General features: G+C 49.4%; 11 protein-coding genes. 7 read left to right on the top strand and 4 right to left on the bottom strand.

Features of this window, described 5'->3' with window-relative positions:
* Positions 1-122: 122 nt before the first annotated feature.
* Positions 123-1,493 (top strand): hypothetical protein, encoded by a 1,371-nt coding sequence (locus WBJ53_RS11205; protein WP_338876210.1) that lies wholly within the window; start codon positions 123-125, stop codon positions 1,491-1,493.
* 84 nt (positions 1,494-1,577) lie between these two features.
* Here WBJ53_RS11205 and WBJ53_RS11200 read toward each other — a convergent pair whose 3' ends face one another.
* Positions 1,578-4,253 (bottom strand): sodium-translocating pyrophosphatase, encoded by a 2,676-nt coding sequence (locus tag WBJ53_RS11200; RefSeq protein WP_338876209.1) that lies wholly within the window; start codon positions 4,251-4,253, stop codon positions 1,578-1,580.
* Positions 4,254-4,521: 268 nt separating this feature from the next.
* Between WBJ53_RS11200 and WBJ53_RS11195 the strand changes: the two genes are divergently transcribed.
* Positions 4,522-7,548 carry an amidohydrolase family protein gene (locus WBJ53_RS11195; RefSeq protein ID WP_338876208.1) on the top strand — a complete coding sequence of 1,009 codons (3,027 nt, stop codon included), beginning with the start codon at positions 4,522-4,524 and terminating at the stop codon, positions 7,546-7,548.
* Positions 7,549-7,630: 82 nt separating this feature from the next.
* On the opposite strand, the gene ggt is transcribed toward WBJ53_RS11195, so the two are convergent.
* Positions 7,631-9,334, bottom strand: a complete 1,704-nt coding sequence (ggt, locus tag WBJ53_RS11190; RefSeq protein WP_338876207.1) for a gamma-glutamyltransferase — start codon at positions 9,332-9,334, stop codon at positions 7,631-7,633.
* 216 nt (positions 9,335-9,550) lie between these two features.
* Between ggt and WBJ53_RS11185 the strand changes: the two genes are divergently transcribed.
* On the top strand, positions 9,551-11,212 hold the full coding sequence (locus WBJ53_RS11185) for an FAD-dependent oxidoreductase (protein ID WP_338876206.1): 1,662 nt from the start codon (positions 9,551-9,553) through the stop codon (positions 11,210-11,212).
* A 78-nt stretch (positions 11,213-11,290) separates the two neighbouring features.
* Here the strand turns inward: WBJ53_RS11185 and WBJ53_RS11180 are convergent, their stop codons facing one another.
* Positions 11,291-13,171, bottom strand: coding sequence for a family 20 glycosylhydrolase (locus tag WBJ53_RS11180; protein ID WP_338876205.1), 1,881 nt, complete (start codon positions 13,169-13,171; stop codon positions 11,291-11,293).
* A gap of 287 nt (positions 13,172-13,458) precedes the next feature.
* On the opposite strand from WBJ53_RS11180, the gene WBJ53_RS11175 reads away from it, so the two are divergent.
* From WBJ53_RS11175 to WBJ53_RS11160, 4 genes are all read left to right on the top strand, one after another.
* Positions 13,459-16,746, top strand: coding sequence for a SusC/RagA family TonB-linked outer membrane protein (locus WBJ53_RS11175; RefSeq protein WP_338876204.1), 3,288 nt, complete (start codon positions 13,459-13,461; stop codon positions 16,744-16,746).
* A gap of 100 nt (positions 16,747-16,846) precedes the next feature.
* Positions 16,847-18,277: a SusD/RagB family nutrient-binding outer membrane lipoprotein gene (locus tag WBJ53_RS11170; RefSeq protein ID WP_338876203.1), complete on the top strand. Its 1,431-nt coding sequence runs from the start codon at positions 16,847-16,849 to the stop codon at positions 18,275-18,277.
* 132 nt (positions 18,278-18,409) lie between these two features.
* A complete protein-coding gene (locus tag WBJ53_RS11165) occupies positions 18,410-20,929 on the top strand; it encodes a PIG-L family deacetylase (protein WP_338876202.1) in 2,520 nt (839 codons plus the stop codon).
* A gap of 100 nt (positions 20,930-21,029) precedes the next feature.
* Positions 21,030-21,320, top strand: a complete 291-nt coding sequence (locus tag WBJ53_RS11160) for a hypothetical protein (protein ID WP_338876201.1) — start codon at positions 21,030-21,032, stop codon at positions 21,318-21,320.
* A 3-nt stretch (positions 21,321-21,323) separates the two neighbouring features.
* On the opposite strand, the gene WBJ53_RS11155 is transcribed toward WBJ53_RS11160, so the two are convergent.
* Complete coding sequence (locus WBJ53_RS11155) at positions 21,324-21,944, bottom strand: outer membrane beta-barrel protein (RefSeq protein ID WP_338876200.1); 621 nt, start codon at positions 21,942-21,944, stop codon at positions 21,324-21,326.
* Between the last annotated feature and the right edge of the window lie 73 nt (positions 21,945-22,017).

Genomic DNA, 22,017 nt, shown 5'->3' with positions numbered 1-22,017 from the left:
CCAGAAAAAAGACCGTAAAGTACGATGGGCCTTTCGTGGGTATCTAATTCAGGGATAGTCAGTTGAAAAAACTGCTAAAAAACTGGTTATTAGGGTAAAACTTTAACCGAGTTATACCCACCATGAAAAAATCACTACTCCTTATTCCTCTGGTTTCTATTCTGGTATCGGCCTGCTGCCTATTTAAGCCCTGTTCCGATAAACGGATTACCGAAGCCTGGTTATTTACCGATGGCCTTCCTGGCCAGGGCTACACTACAGAAGCACTCGTAGCCGACGCTTCTGAAAATTTGTATGTAGCCGGAATTGGCTTTGGCCAGACACTCTTTTGCCAACAAACCCAGGTGACAGGTACCCATTTTAGTGGCGTTGTCCTGAAATTTCATCCAGATCGTACCTGTGAATGGTATTATCAATTTATGCCAAAAAACACAGATAATCGCGACGATCGTTGTTTTGCGAATAAGGTTGTAGTCGACAAGGATCAGAACATACTGGTTTGTGGCGGATTCTACGGTTCACTGACCTACAGAGAACAGCTTTTGTTTCCTTACGACTCACTATTCCGGGGCTTCATTGCTAAATTGGATAAAAACGGCGGGCTACTTTGGGCAAAAGAGTTTCGAACAGCAAAAAATACATCTCTGGAGCAGTTGCTCGTGCTGCCTAATGGAAATTTTGTAGCTCAGGGTTCAAACATCAGTAAAAATGGCCATACTGGTGACGATGATACATTTCTGGTTGCTTTCGATCCGAATGGAACGAAGCTCTGGGAAAAGCCAATTAACACAGCTCTCTTCGACAATGCCGACGACCTGCGCCTGAGTAAGCATAACACGTTCTATTCGCTCACCGTGGGCGGAGAACGTTTTAGCAACAGCAGTAGTATCCTGATTAAAGAATGGGATTTTGCCGGTAATGAACGTTGGTCATTTGAGCAGCCTTCAGGCGCATTGACTCAGAAAGGCTTTCTGGCCGTAGACGAAAACGATAACCTGTGGTTTGCCACTACTTTCACAGCCGAACGAACGCCGTTTATTTTTGGTAAAGACACGTTACGGACAAGCCAGAAAGAAGATAGTTATCTGGCTAAGTTTGTGAATCGCCAGCCTGCTTTCTCAACTGTATTGGCAGGCAGCGATGTTGATTATATGACAGGACTATACGACGGAGCCGGTGGCAACATGGCGCTAACCCTTAATCACGGCACGAATCTAACCGCTTTTGGCAAAACCTATACAATATCAACTCCTTATGCATTTACGCAGTTAAGTTTTCCGGCACTGAAACCTGAACAGGCGACTGCAACAAGTTATGGAGTATCATTTGAAGACCCAGGCTTCCCACGTAACTCGCAGATACTGACACAGGTCAGCCGAAATGGCAATGAATACCTCGCTGGCAGAATTAGCGGCACTCTCATTGCCGGAACCGATACACTACGCACCCGAGCCATTTGGGGAAGCTTTATCATTGCCAAACGGAAGAAGTAAGTGGTTTACGGTATTTGGTTTACGGTTGCTCCGCCTGTTAGCACACATCCTGCTCTGGCAGCGCAACCGTAAACCATAAACCGATTATTTCTTCGTCACGCGAATTGAAATCCGGCGATTTTTGGCACGGCCCTCTTCAGTGTCGTTAGAGGCTACGGGATGCTCCTGTCCATAGCCTTCGGCTTCCAGACGGTTGTTGTCAATACCCATCTTTTCTAACTCAACCCGAACGGAGTTAGCCCGATCCTGCGAGAGCTTTAGATTGCTGGCGGCATTGCCCGTATTGTCTGTATAACCGCCCAGTTTGATGTTCACTGCCGGAAACGCTTTCAGAATTTCGGCAATATTTTTCAGTTGCTCCTGCGACTGTGGTTTCAGCGTAGCGCTACCGGTTTCGAACAGCAACCGATCGAAATCGAACCAGGTCGTTTTGTCGACGGGCTTATCGCTCTCGATAAATTTCAGCAGGTTGTTTTCGATACCATTTTCCGGGATATTGAGTTCGGTGCCGCTCGACAGTTTCCGCTTCATGAACTCACCCAGATTGGCCGCCGTTGGATCAGTTTCGGCCATGCCGTCTGGTGTATCACCGGCAGGGAGCAGCACTTCATCGACCTCGGTAACAATTACCTCACCGGTATGGTTGGCAGGCTTAACGGCGATATAGGGCGCAATGACCAGCGATACAATCGACATTAGCTTAATGAGGATGTTCATTGATGGTCCTGATGTGTCTTTAAACGGATCACCCACCGTATCGCCCGTTACCGATGCCTTGTGCGGTTCTGATTTTTTGTAGAACATTTCACCGTTGATCATAACACCCTTTTCGAACGATTTTTTGGCATTATCCCAGGCACCACCGGCATTGTTCTGAAAAATCCCCATCAATACGCCCGATACCGTTACACCGGCCAGCAAACCGCCCAACACTTCAGGGCCAAACGTAAAGCCCACAATAACCGGCACTGAAAGCGCAATGGCTCCCGGCAACACCATCTCCCGAATAGATGCCTGCGTTGAAATAGCCACACATTTTTCGTATTCGGGTTTACCAGTTCCTTCCAGAATACCCGGAATTTCGCGGAATTGGCGACGAACTTCTTCCACCATCTTCATGGCGGCACGACCCACGGCCGCAATCGCCAGCGAGGAGAAAATGAACGGAATCATGGCCCCTACAAAGAGTCCTGCCAGCACGTTTGCTTTGTAAATATCAATCGTCGAAATACCAGCAATGCCCACAAAAGCAGCAAACAACGCCAGAGCCGTTAGCGCAGCCGATGCAATAGCAAAGCCTTTGCCTGTAGCCGCCGTTGTGTTGCCAACCGCGTCGAGAATATCGGTGCGTCCCCGAACTTCTTCGGGCAGATAACTCATTTCGGCAATACCACCCGCATTATCGGCAATAGGTCCAAACGCGTCGATCGCCAGTTGCATGGCCGTTGTTGCCATCATGCCAGCGGCCGAAATGGCCACGCCATATAAACCCGCAAATTCATACGACAGGTAAATACCAGCCGCCAGCACCAGAATCGGTAATACGGTCGACTCCATCCCTACGGATAAGCCACCAATAATGTTGGTAGCCGCTCCTGTAGCCGACTGCCGGATAATTGACAGTACCGGACGGCGTCCCATTGCGGTATAATATTCCGTAATGATAGACATCAGAGCACCTACAACCAAGCCGGTAACGATAGCGTAGAACACATCCATCCGCGTAAATGTAACTCCACGAATTTCCATTGTAACATCGGGCAGGTAGTTTGTGACCAGGAAGTACGACGCAATCAGCGTTAGAATAATTGATGCCCAGTTGCCAAAATTCAGCGCGCCCTGTACACTGCCGTTGTCATCTTTTACGCGCACGAAGTATGTAGCCACAATCGAGAAAATCAGTCCAACACCGGCAATCACCATTGGCAGTACGATAGGTGCATGTCCAAAAATATTAGCCTCGGCTGGAATCTTGATTTCACGTCCAAGAACCATAGTAGCCAGAATGGTAGCTACATACGAACCGAACAAGTCAGCCCCCATACCGGCTACATCGCCCACGTTATCGCCCACATTATCGGCAATGGTTGCCGGGTTGCGCGGATCATCTTCCGGAATACCGGCCTCTACTTTACCAACGAGATCGGCCCCAACGTCGGCCGCTTTTGTGTAAATACCACCGCCTACCCGGGCAAACAAAGCAATGGATTCAGCACCAAGAGAGAAACCTGCCAGTACTTCGAGCGTTTTCTCCATTGGCAGCCCGTTCACGTCGCCATTAGGGCCAACATATAAGTTGTAGAGTACAATAAATAAACTCCCAAGACCCAGCACAGCCAGACCAGCCACCCCGATACCCATAACGGAACCACCCGTAAACGATACCTCCAGCGCTTTAGTCAGGCTGGTTCGGGCAGCCTGAGCAGTACGCACATTGGCTTTGGTGGCAATGGTCATACCAATATAGCCCGCCAGCGCGGACAAAAATGCCCCAAGCACAAAAGACACACCAATGAGGGGGCTTGAATTTTCGACTAAAGAACCGGAATAAGCCAGCAAAATAGCAACAATAACGCCAAAATAGGTCAATACACGCCACTCTGCTTTGAGGAAGGCCAGGGCACCGTTGGCGATATACGTAGCGATTTCCTGCATGCGGTCGTCGCCAGCATCCTGCCGCGAAACCCACATAAATTTGGTAAACATTAGCAGCAAGCCAACAATACCTAGTGCGGGAACTAGATAGACACTATAATTCATGCGATTAGTTAATAGGTTATAAGTGAATTTAGAAATAGGAATGCCTACAAATATAGAATTTGCCCCTGCATAACCCAATGTAAAAAACAAGTTACGTAGACTTTTTTTAAGGATAATTACGGTTTTTCAAGGGAATTTTTGGTGAACACCCCACAAATCAGTTCGATGTTTGGAAGTATAGCTTTGGGTGCGTAGGTTCAGAAACCGAATAAGTAGAATTAATCATACTTCTCGTAATCAGCAAGTTGTCCTTCCTCCTATGAAACCTATGCGACTTCCAACCGTACTTCGAGTAGCCCGTTCAGGCTTAATTCTATTTTTTCTTCAAATACATCAAATACGAGCAAGCGGGATCGATTCAATCCGGGTAACCGTCACGGAAGGCACTAATATGGCCGCCGATTTGTCGCCCGATAAGACTAAACTAGTCATCGACTTACAGGGAACACTCTGGGTTTTGCCCATAACGGGAGGTGTAGCCAAACCCATTACCGATAATCTGGGCGACTGCCGCCAGCCAAGCTGGTCGCCCGATGGAAGCCAAATTGCCTTTCATGCTTTTTGGGACGGTCGGTACCACATCTGGACGGTTCCGGCAATTGGGGGTAAACCAAAGCAGCTAACTTCAGGACTTCAGGACGACCGCGAACCGTACTGGTCGCCCGATGGTAAACATATTGTATTCTCATCGGATCGGAGTGGTAATTACGACATTTGGCAACTTGCCGTAGCCGATGGCAAACTCACTCAGCTAACTACCGATTCGGGAAACGATTTCAATCCGGCTTTTTCAGCCGATGGCAAACAGGTTGCTTTTGTGTCGGATCGGACCGATGCCCCCGGCGTTTATGTGCTGACTCCCGATGCTGCTTCGCCCAACACCACCGAAAAGCTCATTTCGCCATCCACCGCTAAACTTGCTGGCCCTTCGTGGCAACCCACCGGTTCACACCTGTACTATAACGCACTGACCAAATCGCAAAGTGGCCTGGAAGCAGTATCGATAACCGACGGCAAAACCCAGATGCTCACCGATGCCACAGAAGATGTGTTTCCGTTCCGGGCTAGCTGGCTTTCGCCCACCGAATATGTTTTTACCTCCAGCGGATTACTCAAGCGTCGGAAAATAGGTAGCGCTACGGCACAGACCATTCCGTTTCAGGCAATCATTTCGCTCCCCCGAACTACCTATAAACGCAAAACGTATGATTTCGACAGCCAGACGGCGCAAGCGGTTAAAGGCATTAAGGGGGCCGCTATTTCGCCCGATGGTCAACAGATTGCCTTTGCGGCTCTGGGTGATTTGTGGCTACTGGCTAAGGGCACTAAACGACCCGAACGATTAACCCAGGGGCCAACGATGGAACTTGAACCAAGCTGGTCGCCCGATGGCACGAAGTTGGCGTATGTGTCGGATCGAAATGGGAATATGGATGTCTGGATTCGGGATTTAAAAACGGGGCAGGATCGCATTCTGGTTAATATGGCCGACGATTTACATTATCCGATCTGGTCGCCGGATGGCAGCAAAATTGCTTTTTATCAGAGCGACCCACGCAATGCCTGGGGCCGCAGCACACTCTATACGGCCGATGTCACCTACACAGCCGATGTAACGGTTCCTAAAACGCAAAAACTGCACGAATCGGTGTTTGTGCCCAGTCAGGCCAGTTGGTCGGCCAACGGGAAGACCATTGCCCTATCGGCCCTTCATCCCTATTCGTCGCGTTACCGCGAGGGCGTCAGCGAAGTATTGCTGCTATCACTCGACGGCAAAAACGATCGGTACGTTACGCCTGCTCCAGGACATAGTTTGGCAACCCGTGGCCAGAACGGCCCCGTATGGTCGCCCGATGGTACCAAAATGGCTTACGTGCTTGATGGACTCCTTTATGTTACCGATGTAAAAGCAGACGGCTCTATTGTTGGAACGCCCCGCCAGCTCACCAGCGAGCAAACCGATACCCCCACCTGGACTGGCGACTCAAAAAGCCTGCTGTTTCTGGCCACCGATGTATTGAAACAGGTCTACCTGGCCGATGGCCATGTCGAAACCCACCCGATGGAATTGACCTGGCAAAGCAGTCAGCCAACGGGGGTTGTGGTGGTCCATGCCGGTCGACTCTTCGACGGAAAAGCCAATACATACCGCAACAATGTCGACATCCTGATTGATGGTCATCGAATTAAGGCGATCGAACCACATAAAACGGGTCGGGCGGGCAAGTTGATCGACGCATCGACGAAAACCATTATTCCTGGTTTGTTTGAGATGCACACGCATCAGCATTCGATGGTTGGCGAAAAAATCGGGCGGCTCTGGTTATCCTTCGGCATCACGTCCGTTCGGGAGCCGGGTGCCGATCCCTACGATGCCCTCGAACGCAAAGAGTCATGGGCTAGTGGCACCCGGCCCGGCCCCCGGCAGTTTTTTACGGGTGGCCTTACCGACGGTACCCGTATCTACTATGGTGCCGCTACCAGCATCAATTCGGACGAACAGCTCGACCGCGAACTCAATCGCTCCGTAAAATTGGGCTATGATCTGATCAAAACCTACGTGCGTATGCCCGACGCCATGCAACAACGGATTACGGCCTTTGCCCATGCCAATGGAATGCCCGTATCATCGCACGAGATTTTTCCGGCTATGCGCTACGATGTTGATGCGGTTGAGCATATCGGCGGAACCAGCCGCCGGGGCTATTCGCCCAAGATTACGGCAATGAATCGGAGTTATCAGGATGTCATTCAATTGCTGGCCAAATCAGGAATGAACATTACGCCTACAGCTTCGTTGCAGGGAGGTTTTTCGGTATTGGGCACCAAAAACCCGAGCCTTTACAACAACCGGCAGTATAAGGCCTTTTATTCCGAAGAATATAGCAATGCCCTACAGGCTAGTGCCGCACAGTACGCTAAAATCAGTCCGGGCTACCTGACTAACTTCGGTAACCTACAGAAAGGCGTAAAAGCGCTGATCGATGCTGGTGCGCATGTTACCACCGGTACCGACAGTCCGTTTGTCCCGTATGGACTTAGCCTGCACACCGAACTTCAATCGTTTGTAGGAGCCGGACTAACGCCCTACCAGGCACTGCGTTCGGCTACTCTCTGGGCAGCCGAAACAGTAGGCGTCAGCAAAGACTTAGGATCAATTGAGCCCGGAAAGCTGGCCGATCTGGTCATTGTCAATGGCGATCCACTCAGCAACATAACCGATGCGCTGAATGTGGAGCAGGTTATCAAAAACGGGGAAGTGTTTTTGATCGACCAGTTACTGACACGGCCGTAATGTTTTTGGTCATTAGTCATTAGAATAAACCGGATGACTAATGACCAATTAACCAATTACGCCGAAGGCAACTGACCAATAACTAAAACCCAGCGGCCTGGCCGTCTTTTCGGGACTCGGTAGCGCCGTGGTAAACTTTATTTCGGGCATCGTACATAATGGCCTGATAACCGCCATAGCCGCCTATTTCATAGCCCATTTTGTGCCCACGACGCATTAGCTCCCGGATGGTTTCGTACGGATAGCCCGACTCAAGTGTAATCATCCCCGAATCTGTCATCTTCTCTCCGGTTGGTTCCGACGAGCCGTGATGGTCGATACGGGGAGCGTCCCCTGCTTCCTGCGGGTTCATGCCGTAGTCGATCATGTTCATAATGATCTGCACATGACCAAGCGGCTGAAAACTCCCCCCCATAACACCAAAGCTCATGAACGGCTCACCATCTTTTGTAACAAAAGCGGGTATGATGGTTTGAAATGGCCGTTTATGTGGCGCAAAAGTGTTGTTCTGTCCATCGATCAGGCTATATAATTCCCCACGGTCCTGCAACATAAAGCCAAGTCCATCAGGAACCATCCCCGACCCAAAACCCCGGTAATTACTCTGAATTAGCGATACCATATTTCCTTCATCGTCTGCCACGGTCAGATAAATGGTATCGCCCTGTTTGAGCGCTGGATTTCCGGCATCGACACGGCTGGCCGCCCGGTTCATATCAATTAGTTTCCGACGATTGGCGGCATATTCTTTAGAGATTAGCTCCCGTACCGGAATCTGCGCAAAAGCCGGATCGGCATAGTATCTGGCCCGATCTTCGAAGGCTAGTTTTTTAGCCTCCACAAAGCGATGAATATGCTCGGGACTACCCCACGGAATCTGCGAAAAATCGTAACCCTCCAGAATATTCAGCATTTGCAACGTGGCAATTCCCTGACTGTTAGGCGGCAGTTCCCATACATCGTAGCCCCGATAGTTGGTCGAAACTGGCTCTACCCATTCGGAGGTATGATCGGCCAGATCTTTAGCGCTCAGATACCCACCCATCTTTTTCATGAATGCGTCGATAGTTTGGGCAATTTCACCTTTGTAAAAGGCATCACGTCCTCCTTTGGCAATTTTTTCGAGCGTGTTGGCCAATGCCGGATTCGTAAAGACCTCGCCCCGTTTCGGAGCAGCACCATTCGGCGCATAAGTTTCTTTTACGTTCGGATACTTGCTAAACCGACTGATCATACTAGTCCAGTAAAAAGCCGCTTCGTCATGAACAGGATAGCCTTCTCGGGCATATCGAATAGCGTGCGACAGAATTTTGGGCATGGGCGTTCGACCAAATCGCTTGTGGAGTTCAAACCAGCCATCCACACAACCGGGTACTGAAACCGGTAAAGGCCCATCTGATGGAATATGCGTAAGGCCCCGTTTCTGAAATTCGGCTAGTGTTAGCGTGTATGGCGATCGCCCGGATGCATTGAGACCGTATAATTTCCGATCTTTTGCCGACCAGACAATGGCGAACAGATCGCCCCCAATACCGTTGACGTGCGGTTCAACGAGTCCTTCCATTGCATTGGCAGCAATGGCAGCATCAATGGCGTTGCCACCCGAACGCAAAATGTCGACAGCAGCCTGGGTTGAAAGTGGATGCGACGTACAGGCCATGCCATGGCGAGCCATCACCACAGCCCGTGTGGCAAAGGTTTTTCCGCTTAATCGGTCCTGAGCCCGAACAAATGGCGATACGCTGCCCACGATAAGAAAGGCAGTCGTCCATACAATGTGTTTCATGAAGATGAATGTGTTGATTGAGTTCTGTATGTAGCAAAAGGCAGTTCCTGCCCCGCAAATCAGGTTGTGCTAGATCGCTATTAAAAATAGCGATTAAATTAGTCAGGCAAGGTTTTGGCAGGGATAATACCCACAAAAACGGGTAAAACCAGTAGAAAAATGGCTTATTTGCTCGTTACATCAACGTATCCTCATTATTTAAACAAACCTGCGTGCATGAATAAACCAAGTTTTGCTATTCTGCTCCTTAGTCTGATTATCCTTCTGCCGGGCTACACGGTCGTCAAAACCAATCCTGCTATAGTTCGCAAGGCCGATGTTATCGTATACGGAGGCACTTCAGCCGCCGTTATTGCCGCCGTTCAGGTTCAGAAAATGGGCAAGTCGGTCATTATTGTGTCGCCCGATACGCATCTGGGTGGCCTTTCGTCGGGGGGGCTTGGCTTCACCGATACCGGCAATAAGGAAGTTATTGGTGGCTTATCACGCGAATTTTACCAGCGGCTTTACCAGCATTACCAGAAACCAGGCTCCTGGAAATGGCAGAAACAGGAAGAATATGGCAACAAAGGCCAAGGCACACCGGCCATTGATGGCAATGCCCGAACCATGTGGATTTTTGAACCGCACGCTGCCGAAGCTGTTTTCGAGGATTTTATTAAGGAATACCATATTCCCATCTATCGCGACGAATGGCTCGATCGATCTAAAAAGGGACTGACCAAAAGTAATGGTACCGTTCGTTCTATTCGTACACTGAAAGGGACTGTCTACGAAGGTAAAATGTTTATCGACGCTACCTACGAAGGCGATCTGATGGCTGCTGCCGGTATTAACTACCACGTTGGCCGCGAAGCCAACAGTGTGTATGGCGAGAAATGGAACGGCGTCGAAACGGACGTGTTTCAGCATGGTCATTATTTTAAATCGAACGTTAGCCCATACGTGGTCCCCGATGATCCGAAGAGTGGATTGCTCCCCGAAGTATCGCCCAATCCGCCCGGCGAGAAAGGTTCGGGCGACAATAAAATACAAGCCTACTGTTTTCGGATGTGCCTGAGCAATCATCCCGACAACCGGGTGCCGTTTCCGAAACCGGAAGGCTATAACCCCGATCGCTACGAACTGTTAGCCCGCGTTTTTGCCACTGGCTGGCGCGAAACGTTCGATAAGTTCGACCCGATTCCGAACCGGAAAACCGATACCAACAATCACGGCCCGTTCAGTACGGATTATATCGGTAAAAATTACGATTACCCGGAAGCCTCCTACGAGCGCCGGAAACAGATCATCAACGATCATGAACTTTATCAGAAAGGGCTGATGTATTTTTTGTCTAATGACCCACGCGTGCCCGAAGATGTGCAGTCAAAAATGAAGCAGTGGGGGCTGGCAAAAGACGAATTCACCGAAAATGGAAACTGGCCCCGGCAGCTCTACATTCGGGAAGCCCGCCGAATGCTTGGGCAATTTGTTATGACAGAAGAAGACGTTCTGGGACGAACGAGCGTTCCGAAACCAATTGGGATGGGTTCTTACTCGCTCGATGCGCATAATGCCCAGCGTTATGTGAAGAAAGACGGCTATGTACAGAACGAAGGCGACATTGGCGTTCACCCCGACAAACCCTATTCGATTGCCTACGGATCGATTCTGCCCAAAGAAAGTGAATGCAACAATGTGCTTGTACCCGTCTGCGTATCCAGTTCGCACATCGCCTTTGGGTCTATACGCATGGAACCTGTGTTCATGATTTTGGGTCAATCGGCAGCCACCGCAGCGGTATTGGCTATCGAAAACAAGGTTTCTCCGCAAAAGCTGCCATACGAAAAACTGGAAGCTGTATTGTTAAAAGACAAGCAACGACTGACGTTGTAGTGGTCCTTAGTCAATGGTCATTGGATAATGGACTTAGTATCCAATGACCATTGACTAAGGACCATTGACCACTACCTGTTACCGACCAGCCCGACGCTGTAGAGCATCGCGCGATAGCACCAGCAAATGACCAATTGGCTTGCCAGCGCGATAGGTAATGACCCGTAGCGTTATGGGCCCATCGGGCAATTCGACCGGTTCGCTATAGCGTGCCGAAAAATTGTCGGGCATGGTATCGTCGATACTATAGAAAATATCCAGTCCTGGCACTTCACCGGCAAGTTCCAGCACCAGTTTACCATTCCGCATACTCGTTTTAATGATTGCGTCATATACCGATCGAGAATAGTTGATCTGCGCCACATCGGCCCGGTCGAAGTGCGCTTCCATGCGTGGCACAAACGACTCCCAACTTTTGGTTTCTTTCGGCGACCAGTATACCTCAGCAAGTGCCCAGGCACGCGGGTAGGTCATGTATTCGGCATAACGCAGCGTAGGAATCTGCTCGGTCCAGAGATTACCCTGCCCGCCCAGAATGTATTTGGCATCGACGCCATCGGGTACGGGTTCAAAACTATAACTCTTTTTAGTACGCAGATTGGCATAGATTGTCGGATCGGCATCACTTTGCTGGTAATCGAGATAGGCAAATGTGGTCGGTGTCATCACCACATCGTGCCCCATCTGAGCCGCTTCTATACCGCCTTTTATGCCACGCCAGCTCATTACGGTTGCGTCGGGCGAAATACCACCTTCCAGAATTTCATCCCATCCCAGTAGTTTTTTACCCTTTGCTTTCAGAATTTTCTCGACCCGGTTCATGAAGTAGCCCTGCAAATCTTCAACATGCCGAATGTTGAGTTGCTTCATCAGTGCCTGACAGCCGGGGTCCTGCGCCCAATAGCCTTTGTAACATTCATCGCCCCCAACATGAATATAGGGAGTCGGGAAAAGAGCGGCCACTTCAGTAAACACTTTATCCAGAAAGTCGTAGACTTTTTCATCCGACGGATTCAGCGTGTTTTCGACCAGCATTTTAAATGTACCGTTGCCATACCATTCCGAAAATGCTGTTCCCGGATTCACGAATACGGGAGTTTTCGTACAACTCAGCTCTGGATAGGCCGCCAATGCTGCCATACTATGCCCTGGCACATCAATCTCGGGAATAATGGTTATGTTACGGTCCTGAGCGAACTGGATGATCTCTTTAATATCGTCCTGCGTATAAAAGCCCCCATAGGTGGCCGCTTCGCCCGGTTTAGGCTCGGCTCTATTGCCAAAATGGCCAGCCCGTTGCACACGCCAGGCTCCTACTTCGGTCAGTTTAGGCAACGATTTAATCTCAATCCGCCAGCCGTTATCATCGGTCAGGTGCCAATGAAACGTGTTGAATTTGAACCGGGCCAGTTGGTCGATATAGGCTTTGACATCTTCTTTCGAAAAAAAATGACGGCTCACATCGAGCATAACGCCACGCCAGCCAAATCGCGGATAGTCCGTGATCTGAACCGCCGGGACAGTCCAGGCAATTTTCGCAACCGTTTTTCCTTCTACTTCTTTTGGCAATAGCTGAAGCAGCGAATGCATACCATAGAAGAGTCCGGCGGGTTCATTGGCCGAAATAACCACTCCTTTCGACGATGCATTGAGCGTATACCCTTCTTTCCCTAGTTTTGGATTAGGCGTATCGGTCAACGCCAGCAAAATATCAGCCTTCGTGGCAGCCTTCGACTTTATCGAAAAACCCGTTGCCCTACTTAGCTTTTGAGCCAGCATATCGGCCACAGTTTTACCCTGCGGTTTAGTGAACCCGATTGAAGCCGATCGGCCGAGCGTGAAAACACCCTGTTGCGGTTGCAGATCGACCGGTTGCGGAATCAGTGAAATAGATTGCTGAGCATTCGCAAATGCCATGGAAAGCCAGAAAAGCAGAATGCTCACCGTATGTATTCTCATTGTATAAATGGTTTGTGACTTCAATGAAAATGAAAAGAAGATTAGCATCCAATTATAACGATTCTACCCAACCATAAGGCTACCAGAACCAACAGGAAAAATACTTATTCACCCGAAGAACAGGAACAAGATTAAAACAGAATTAAAATGTAATATATTCCTTATTTTATTGTATATGTAATATAATATTCTTCTATAATCAAAATAATTAGAATTTTATTTTGATTTGTGCAACGTTAAAATAGTTTTGTAGAGTAAATACCACGTTTTCTTAATCAAACTACTTCATGAAAAAATTACTACTGCTTAGCTTACTACTCGTAAGCTCAAGTTATGCGTTCGTGTACGCACAAGGCCGAAAGATAAGCGGCACAGTTGTTGTCGATGAAGGGAGCGTTCCGTTTGCGGGCGCTACAATTGTGGTAAAAGGTACTACGATTGGGACGGTAACGGATGCTAAAGGGCAATATTCGCTAACGGTTCCGCCTTCTGGAAATGCATTAATTATCTCGGCGGTAGGTATGGAAACGGTCGAAGAAGCAATCGGCACACGAAACACCATCGACGTGACGCTCAAGAGTGATACCAAACAACTGGGCGAAGTAATTGTGACAGCACTTGGGATTAAGGAAGAACGCGACAAATTTGCTTCCTCGGTTTCGACAGTAGAGGGGAAGAACATCGCCAAATCGGGCGAAACCAGCCTACTGACGGGGTTAAGTGGTAAAGCCTCTGGCGTATTGATCACCCGTAATGGGGGCGATCCGGGCGCTGGTGCTTATATTCAGATTCGTGGCCAGAACACCATCAATGGTAATGCGCAGCCGCTGTTTATTGTTGATGGTATTCCGGTTAGTAACTCCAGCGACAACACCGGTACGGCAGCCGGTAACGGTATTGTGCAACAATCACGCATCAACGACATCAATCCCGAAGACATTGAAAGTATGGAAGTCCTGAAAGGGGCTTCGGCCGCAGCTTTGTGGGGAACACGAGCCGCCAACGGTGTAATTATTATCACCACCAAAAAAGGGAAGGATACCAAAGGCAAAGTTAATATTTCGTTCAAATCGACGGTATCGTTCGACAAGGTCAACAAAATGCACCAGTTGCAAACCAACTACGGACAAGGATCGGGCGGTGTATATATGCAGGGCAACCGTACAACATTTGGCGATCTGATTGCCGACCGATCGGGTGGTGAAGATGCGTTTATAACAGACCCCACCGCAGCTGGCTATAAAGGATATATCACATTCCCGGACGGCACCAAGCGTTATGCTATTGCCAATGGTACGGCAGCAAACCCGCACGGTGGAAAAAATTCAAAAGAAGTCTACGATCATACGAAAGATCCCTTTCAGACCGGGCATTTTGTCGATAACAGCATTAATATTAGTGGTGGAAATGCCCGGAGTAACTTCATGATCAGCTATTCGAATCTGAATCAGGAAGGGGTTGTTAAGAAATTCAGTAACTACAACCGCAACACGGCACGGGTCAATGTTGCCAGCCAGTTTACCGAGTGGTTCCGGGCCTCGGCCAGTGTAGGGTATACCAAAACCTATTCGTCGCGGGTGCAGCAGGGCGACAACCTCGACGGTATTTTGCTTGATGCCCTACGAACACCGGGCGATTTTAACAACGATTATTATACCGGTACGTATACCAATCCAGCCGGCCAGGTTTTCAAGGATGCGCACGTATCGTTCCGGAATCCACTGGGCGTAGACCAGAGTACGATTTACTCAAACCCGATCTGGAACATCAACAATAACAAAAATACCACCGATGTTGACCGCATCATGGGCAACGTCGAATTAAACATTACTCCCCTTTCGTGGCTTGCCATTACGGGCCGTACGGGTATTGACAACTTCGTTGATAGCCGTCTGGAGCGATTTGCGCGAAACTCAGGCTCTTACCTGGGTGGTTTCCTATCGAAAAACTGGATTCAGGAAAAGCAGTTCAACACCGATGTTTTCGCCAATGCAACCAAAACCTTCAGCAATAACTTTGGAGGCTCGGTGCTGGTTGGGGTCAACTACAACAGCCGCCGGAAAGCCTTGCTGAGCGATGCTATTACGAACCTCATTGTTCCATCGGCTCCCGACATTCTGACCAATGCGCTGAACTCGAACCTCACGGCCAGCAATTACAACTCGCTGATTCGGACGTATGCCTATTATGCGCAGGCCGAAGTACAGGCCTATAATATGCTCTTCCTGACCTTGACAGGCCGGAGCGAAAGTGCCTCGACGTTTGGCTCCAAAACCAACAGTAGCTTTTTCTTCCCGTCGGCAGCGCTCGCCTGGCAGTTCTCAAAACTGAAAAGCCTGGAAACCAGCCCAGTACTTAGCTTTGGTAAACTACGTCTGACCTGGGGACAGGTGGGTATTCAGCCTCAGCCTTATCAGAATTTTACAACGTTCTCACCAGCCGCCTACTCAGATAGTTATGCCGGTGGGCTATCGTCGGCCAGTGCACTGTATGCGGGTGGTTATACCCGTAGTTCAACCGCCGGAAATGACTACCTGCGCCCCGAACGGAAAACCGAAAGCGAGATTGGAGTGGACCTGCGCTTTCTCAACAACCGGATCAGTTTTTCGGGTACGGCCTATAGCAACAGCACGAAAGACGTTATTCTGTCACTTAACGTACCGGTCGAAACGGGCTATTCGGTTCGTAACGTCAACGCGGCCGAATTATCGAACAAAGGGCTCGAATTTGAAGCAGGAGCCGATCTGTTAACGATTGCGGATTTCAAATGGAATCTGTCGGCCAATTTCTCCATGAACCGCAATAAAGTGGTTTCGCTGGCCGGTGCCGAATCGCAAACACTGTCGGACAGCTATCAGGAAAACGCGTCGTTGATTGCCGGACAACCCTTCGGTGTCTTCTACTCGACAGACTTCCTCAAAAATGAATCGGGCAAATATATTCTGGATGCCAACGGTTTTCCGCAGGGTGGTACCAGCAACGAAATTATCGGTAACCCCAACCCAAAGTGGCGAGGTGGCCTGGGAAGCACATTCTCCTATAAAGGTCTTTCACTTTATGTGCTATTCGACCGTGTAGCGGGTAACGACTTTTATAACGGAACACGGGGAGCGCTCTACACATTCGGTGTTCATGCCGACCAGGGTGGCACGGCTGTTGCACCAGCGGGCGGTCTAAAGGACGTAAATGGCAATTTACTACCAGAAGGCACAAAGTTTCAGGGACAGATAAAAGACTTCGGTGCAGGACCGGTGGCACTTAACCAGGCCTGGTATCAGGGTCGTGGAACATCGTTCAACTCAGCCTCATACAAGCAGTTCATTGAAGATGGCAGCGTTTCCCGTTTGCGCGAAATCACGCTGTCGTATAGCCTGCGCAGCGAAAAATTCCGTCGACTAACCCATCTGTCGAATGTCGATTTCAGCCTCACAGGTCGGAACCTCGTTCTGTGGACCAACTATACAGGCACCGACCCCGAAGTGAACATTACGGGTGCCGGGCTTTCTCGCGGACAGGACTGGTTTACCAATCCGAACACGAAATCAATTCTGTTCTCTCTGAAAATCACTTACTAATCCCGTTTACAGCTTTCGGTTTACGGGGGCTCCATGCCCGAACAAAACGGCATGAGCTTACCATTGACCGAAGATCGAAAACCGAAAAACATTCTGACTCATGAAAAAACTATTTTCCAATAAAATTGCCGTTTCGCTGCTGGCCATTACCCTGCTAAGCGGCTGCAAGAATTTGTTCGATGAGCCGAATATTCAGAGCAACCCAAATGCCGTTACCGATGTCGATGTGGCTACGCTATTGTCGGGAACTTTAGTAGGTGTTGCCGAACTCCACGAAGATACCGACGTCCGAATTGCCGCCATTTGGGCGGGTCAGTTAAACGGACTTAGCCGCCAGCACCAGGGCTATGCCGATTATATTGTTTCGGCAGGCAATTTCTCCTGGGACCCACTCTATCCCGTTGCCAGTCAGGCTCGCTTGATACAGATTAAAGCCGATGCCGCTGGCGATAAATGGACAAAAGGTGTTGGACAGGTGCTGGAGGCACTGCTCATTGCCAAAGCAACTGATTTCTACGGCGATGTTCCCTATAGCCAGGCTTTCGACGATGTTAAATACCCAACACCGGTTTTCGATAAACAGGCTGATGTGTATAAAGCATTGCTGGCAACACTGAGCAGTGCGATTGAAAATTTGTCGGCACCAGCAGGTCTGTCGTTCAGCGCACAGGATTTTATCTATAAAGGCAATGTTTCGAAATGGATAAAAGCGGCCAATACGCTCAAAGCGCGGCTTTATCTGCACATGGGCGATTATACGAACGCCCTGGCAAGTGCAACAGCCGGTATCAGCAGCACAGCCGACGATGCCCTCATTCCCCACGGCGGCAGTCAGGGAATCGACGCCAATCTGAACTATGTATTTTTTAAACTCAACCGCCCTGGCGATACGGGTTTCGATGGCGCTTATCTGCCCAAATTGCTGCAATTGCGGTCCAATTCGGCAAATACGAAAACCAATGAAACAGCGCTGTATAACCACTATATCAAAGTAGGTATTACTGCCACGGGTAGCTTAGATCCGAATGTAGTCGATGGAGCCTTTACAACCGACGCGCCCCATCCGCTCTTGACCTACTACGAAAACCAGCTCATCATTGCCGAATCACAGGCCCGACTGGGCGATAATACCATAGCGCTGGCGGCCCTCAATCAGGTGCGTAGTGGGCTAGCCAGTGGGTATATCAACGGTAAAACGATCTCGGCAACCGGACGAAAATATGATGCCTACGTGCTGGACGATTTTGGGCCATCGGGCCTGGCCAATTCGAACAACTATGCATCGGTGCAAACGGCCCTGCTCTATGAGATCATCACCCAACGGTATACTGTTTTGCTGATGCAATACGAAGCCTTCAATGATGTGCGCAGGCTGGAAAAAGCGACCCCTCTGGTTCAGTTACCAATTCCATTGTATACGGGCTCTCAAAAACCCGAGCGATTCATCTATCCGCAAAGTGAAGTCAATACGAATCCAAATGTTCCAAAACCGATTGCCGATCAGTTCCAGAAATTACCGATCTATCAGTAACCTCCTTAGTTGTTAGGTAATGTGTTAAAGGGCTATCTCCGTTGGAGTAGCCTTTTCTTTTTGCCAATCGGAACCAAAACAGAGTACGAAATCGTAAATTTGTCAGATACGTTAATAATCCGTTTCCTGCCTGTGTCACTCCGCAACTATCTGTCAGCTTGTGTGCTGGCATTTTCACTCGCATCTGTTTCCTTCGCCCAGGTTCCTTATGGCCCTATAAAACCGGCACCACCGGGCGACATTCTATTGAACCTGAAAAAACTCAATGTACTGGGCAGTGTCCTCTACGTGGCGGCTCACCCCGACGACGAAAATACATTGATGCTTGCCTATCTGGCCAAAGACCGGCTGGTGCGCACCGGCTATCTTTCGCTAACACGGGGCGATGGGGGCCAGAATTTGATTGGCCCCGAACAAGGCGAAAACATTGGTATCATTCGCACGCAGGAATTGCTGGCCGCCCGGCGTATCGATGGTCCCGACCAGTTTTTTAGCCGGGCCTATGATTTTGGTTTCTCCAAATCGACCGACGAGGCTGTCCGTACCTGGGGCCAGGAAAAAGTACTGGCCGATGTGGTCTGGCGCATTCGGAAATACCAGCCCGATGTCATTATTACGCGCTTCCCGCCCGATTCCCGCGCGGGTCACGGCCACCACAGCGCATCGGGTTTTCTGGCCGAAGAAGCGTTCAAAATTTCGAACGACCCAACCAAATTCCCGGAGCAGCTCAAGTACGTAAAACCTTGGCAAGCCAAACGCATTCTGTGGAATGTGTTTATTCCGGGAGCGTTCATGAGCAACAAAAAACCCGATGAAGCAGGTAACCTGATTGGTATCGAAACGGGGCTGTATAATCCGCTGCTAGGCAAGTCGTATGGTGAAATTGCGGCCGAAAGTCGGAGCCAGCACAAAAGCCAGGGGTTTGGTGTACCGGCAAACCGGGGCGAAAAGATTGATTATCTGTTACTGAAAGGGGGCGATCCGGTCGAAAAAGATCCGCTGGATGGCATCGATACCAGTTGGAAGCGTGTGCCGGGGAGCAATGCCGTACAGGCACAGGTGAATCAGCTTATTGCCAACTTCAAACCCGATCAGCCCAATGCCTCCATACCGGCACTGACTCAGCTATATGAAAGCATCAGCAAACTCGACACGACCAATCTCTACGTAAAAACTAAACGCCAGGAAGTAGAAACGCTGATTCAGGAATGCCTGGGATTGTGGTTCGAAACCAACCCCACCGACTATGCCGCCACTCCGGGCGAATCGATCAAGCTACTGTCCAACATCGTTAACCGGGCCGATACGCCTATCAAACTCCTGGACGTTCGCTATTCAACTGGCTATGACACAACGTTGAATTTGCCCTTAAAAGCTAACGACGTTGTGGTTGTATCGGCCCAGGTAACAATACCGAAAACGCACAAGATTTCGCAGCCTTACTGGCTCGAAAAGCCAATTGTCAAAGGTGTATTCCAGGTTGATGATCAGCAGTTGATTGGCCTTCCCGAAAATCCGCCCGCCCTAACGGCCAGCTATACATTTGAGATCAACGGCCAACGGTTTACGTTCAGCCGTCCGGTGGTTTATAAATCAACCGATCCGGTCGATGGGGAGGTCTATCGTCCGTTTATTATCCAACCCGATGTGACGGCCAATCTGACAGAGCGGGTGTATGTTTTTGCCGGGGTAGCTCCTAAAACGGCCGAGCTTGTTCTGAAAGCGGGTCGCCCGAATGTATCGGGCACGGTAAAAATAGAAGCGCCTGCTGGCTGGCGTATCGAACCGGCATCGGTGCCGTTCTCGCTGGCCGGAAAAGGCAGTGAACAGCGGGTTACGTTTACCATAACCCCCACCGAAAAAGCACAGAATGGGAAATTGCAGGCTGTCATGAGCACCCCTGCGGGCACATTTACGACGGGCTTACGGATCATTGCCTACAAGCACATTCCGACTCAAACGCTCTTCCCTCCTGCCGAAGCCAAACTAGTAAAACTCGACGTTAAGGTTACAGCTAAAAATATTGGCTACATCGTTGGGGCTGGCGACGAAGTTCCGGCTGCTTTGCAACAAATGGGTTGTAAGGTTACCATGCTGGGCCCAGCCGAATTAAGCCGGAACCTGTCGGCCTATGATGCCATCGTTGTGGGCGTACGGGCCTATAACATCAACGGCTACCTGGCCAACTACCAGTCGAATCTGATGGAATACGTCAAAAATGGTGGCAATCTGATTGTACAGTACGTAACACCAGGCGGCTCCAGCTTTATCCAGAATGGGCTGAAGGTCAACAGCCTGGGACCGTACCCGTTTAAGGTTGTTAACGAGCGCGTTACCGAAGAAGATGCGCCCATGACGTTCATCAATCCGCAACACCCATTGCTCAACTACCCGAATAAGATCACTCAGGCCGATTTCGATGGCTGGATTCAGGAGCGGGGTATTTACTTCGCCCGCGACTGGGACAAAGCCTATGAGCCAATTTTCTCATCGCACGACCAGAACGAAGCGCCTAAAGAAGGAAGCCTGATTTATGCTAAATACGGCAAAGGCCATTTCATGTACACAGGACTGGTTTTCTTCCGCGAACTACCGGCTGGTGTACCGGGCGCTTATCGCCTGTTCGCCAACATGATTTCGGCTGGAAAATAGGATTAACATAGCAAACAGAAGGGTAGCCCGGTTATTCGATTTACGATATAACCGGGCCACCCTTCTGTTTGGGCATCACCAAATCTACCATTAAAACTTTTTGGTTATTCTTGACAAAGCCTGTCCAAGCCATGACTACAGTAACCGAAAAAAATATACGCTCAACAAATATCTGACGCGGGAAGCACGCTCGCTTTATAAACATGAGTTCTATAACGGAAAGATCGTTGGTATGGCTGGTGGGAAAGCTCGGCATAATCAACTAGCAGCAACCCTAACAGGCGCTTTAAAATATGCCCTAAGACCACTCCCCCGGAAATTCATCGTCTACAATGGCGTTTCGCTCCCTCTTGCCGAAATCTACGAACACGTCAGCTTCCCGAAACGCTAACGCTTACTTGCCCAAAAACAACTGAAAACCAATGGCAAGCGACAGCGAACGTGTATCTATATCTGAATCACTTGAGCCAAAAAGAGCCGTATAATCCGTATGTTGCTTCTGATGGTTTATGTTATAATCGGCTTCCAGCGTGAGAGCCAGACTGCGATTCACAAAACAGGCAATTCCTAAAGAAGGTACCAAAGCAGTTGTATGGCCCTTTGTCGTTCCTTCATAGAGACCAATTGTGTCATCGTTCTTAATCGTACCGGAAATTTTCTGATAACTATACGACAGGCCCACATACGGTTTCCATTGCGAACGCCCTAAGAAGTAACGAACAAAAGGAGCCAGTCCAATTGCTTTCGTTGAAAAATGGTTATAACGGTAATTATCAAAATCGGACTTCTGATTGTTGATGGTTATCGGTATTCCCATCCCAAGTATCAATCCATTCGTAACGAAATAACCGGCCGATGGTCGCAGACTGGCCGCAAATGATTTGAAATTACTCTTGCTCTGAAATGTTAAGGTACCAACCTGAGCCCCAACCGTCCAGCGACCTTTTTCTGTTTGCGCGTTGGCAATAGAAAACGAGCAAAAAATCAGTAAGACGAGTATCTGTGCATTTTTCATAACTACTTCCGTTGGTTTGTGTGAATGCACGAAAGTAAATAAATTCACAAATATTCATATTAAATAGTTATTA

This window comes from Spirosoma sp. SC4-14, from assembly GCF_037201965.1.
Taxonomy (GTDB): domain Bacteria; phylum Bacteroidota; class Bacteroidia; order Cytophagales; family Spirosomataceae; genus Spirosoma.
Note: the sequence above shows the minus strand (reverse complement) of the source record. Positions and strands in the feature narration are given on the sequence as shown.

What these genes read in the sequence shown, in the direction of transcription:
- WBJ53_RS11205 (WP_338876210.1), top strand. Translation starts at nt 123, where the DNA reads ATGAAAAAATCACTACTCCTTATTCCTCTGGTTTCTATTCTGGTATCG.
- WBJ53_RS11200 (WP_338876209.1), bottom strand. Translation starts at nt 4,253, where the DNA reads ATGAATTATAGTGTCTATCTAGTTCCCGCACTAGGTATTGTTGGCTTG.
- WBJ53_RS11195 (WP_338876208.1), top strand. Translation starts at nt 4,522, where the DNA reads ATGCGACTTCCAACCGTACTTCGAGTAGCCCGTTCAGGCTTAATTCTA.
- ggt (WP_338876207.1), bottom strand. Translation starts at nt 9,334, where the DNA reads ATGAAACACATTGTATGGACGACTGCCTTTCTTATCGTGGGCAGCGTA.
- WBJ53_RS11185 (WP_338876206.1), top strand. Translation starts at nt 9,551, where the DNA reads ATGAATAAACCAAGTTTTGCTATTCTGCTCCTTAGTCTGATTATCCTT.
- WBJ53_RS11180 (WP_338876205.1), bottom strand. Translation starts at nt 13,171, where the DNA reads ATGAGAATACATACGGTGAGCATTCTGCTTTTCTGGCTTTCCATGGCA.
- WBJ53_RS11175 (WP_338876204.1), top strand. Translation starts at nt 13,459, where the DNA reads ATGAAAAAATTACTACTGCTTAGCTTACTACTCGTAAGCTCAAGTTAT.
- WBJ53_RS11170 (WP_338876203.1), top strand. Translation starts at nt 16,847, where the DNA reads ATGAAAAAACTATTTTCCAATAAAATTGCCGTTTCGCTGCTGGCCATT.
- WBJ53_RS11155 (WP_338876200.1), bottom strand. Translation starts at nt 21,944, where the DNA reads ATGAAAAATGCACAGATACTCGTCTTACTGATTTTTTGCTCGTTTTCT.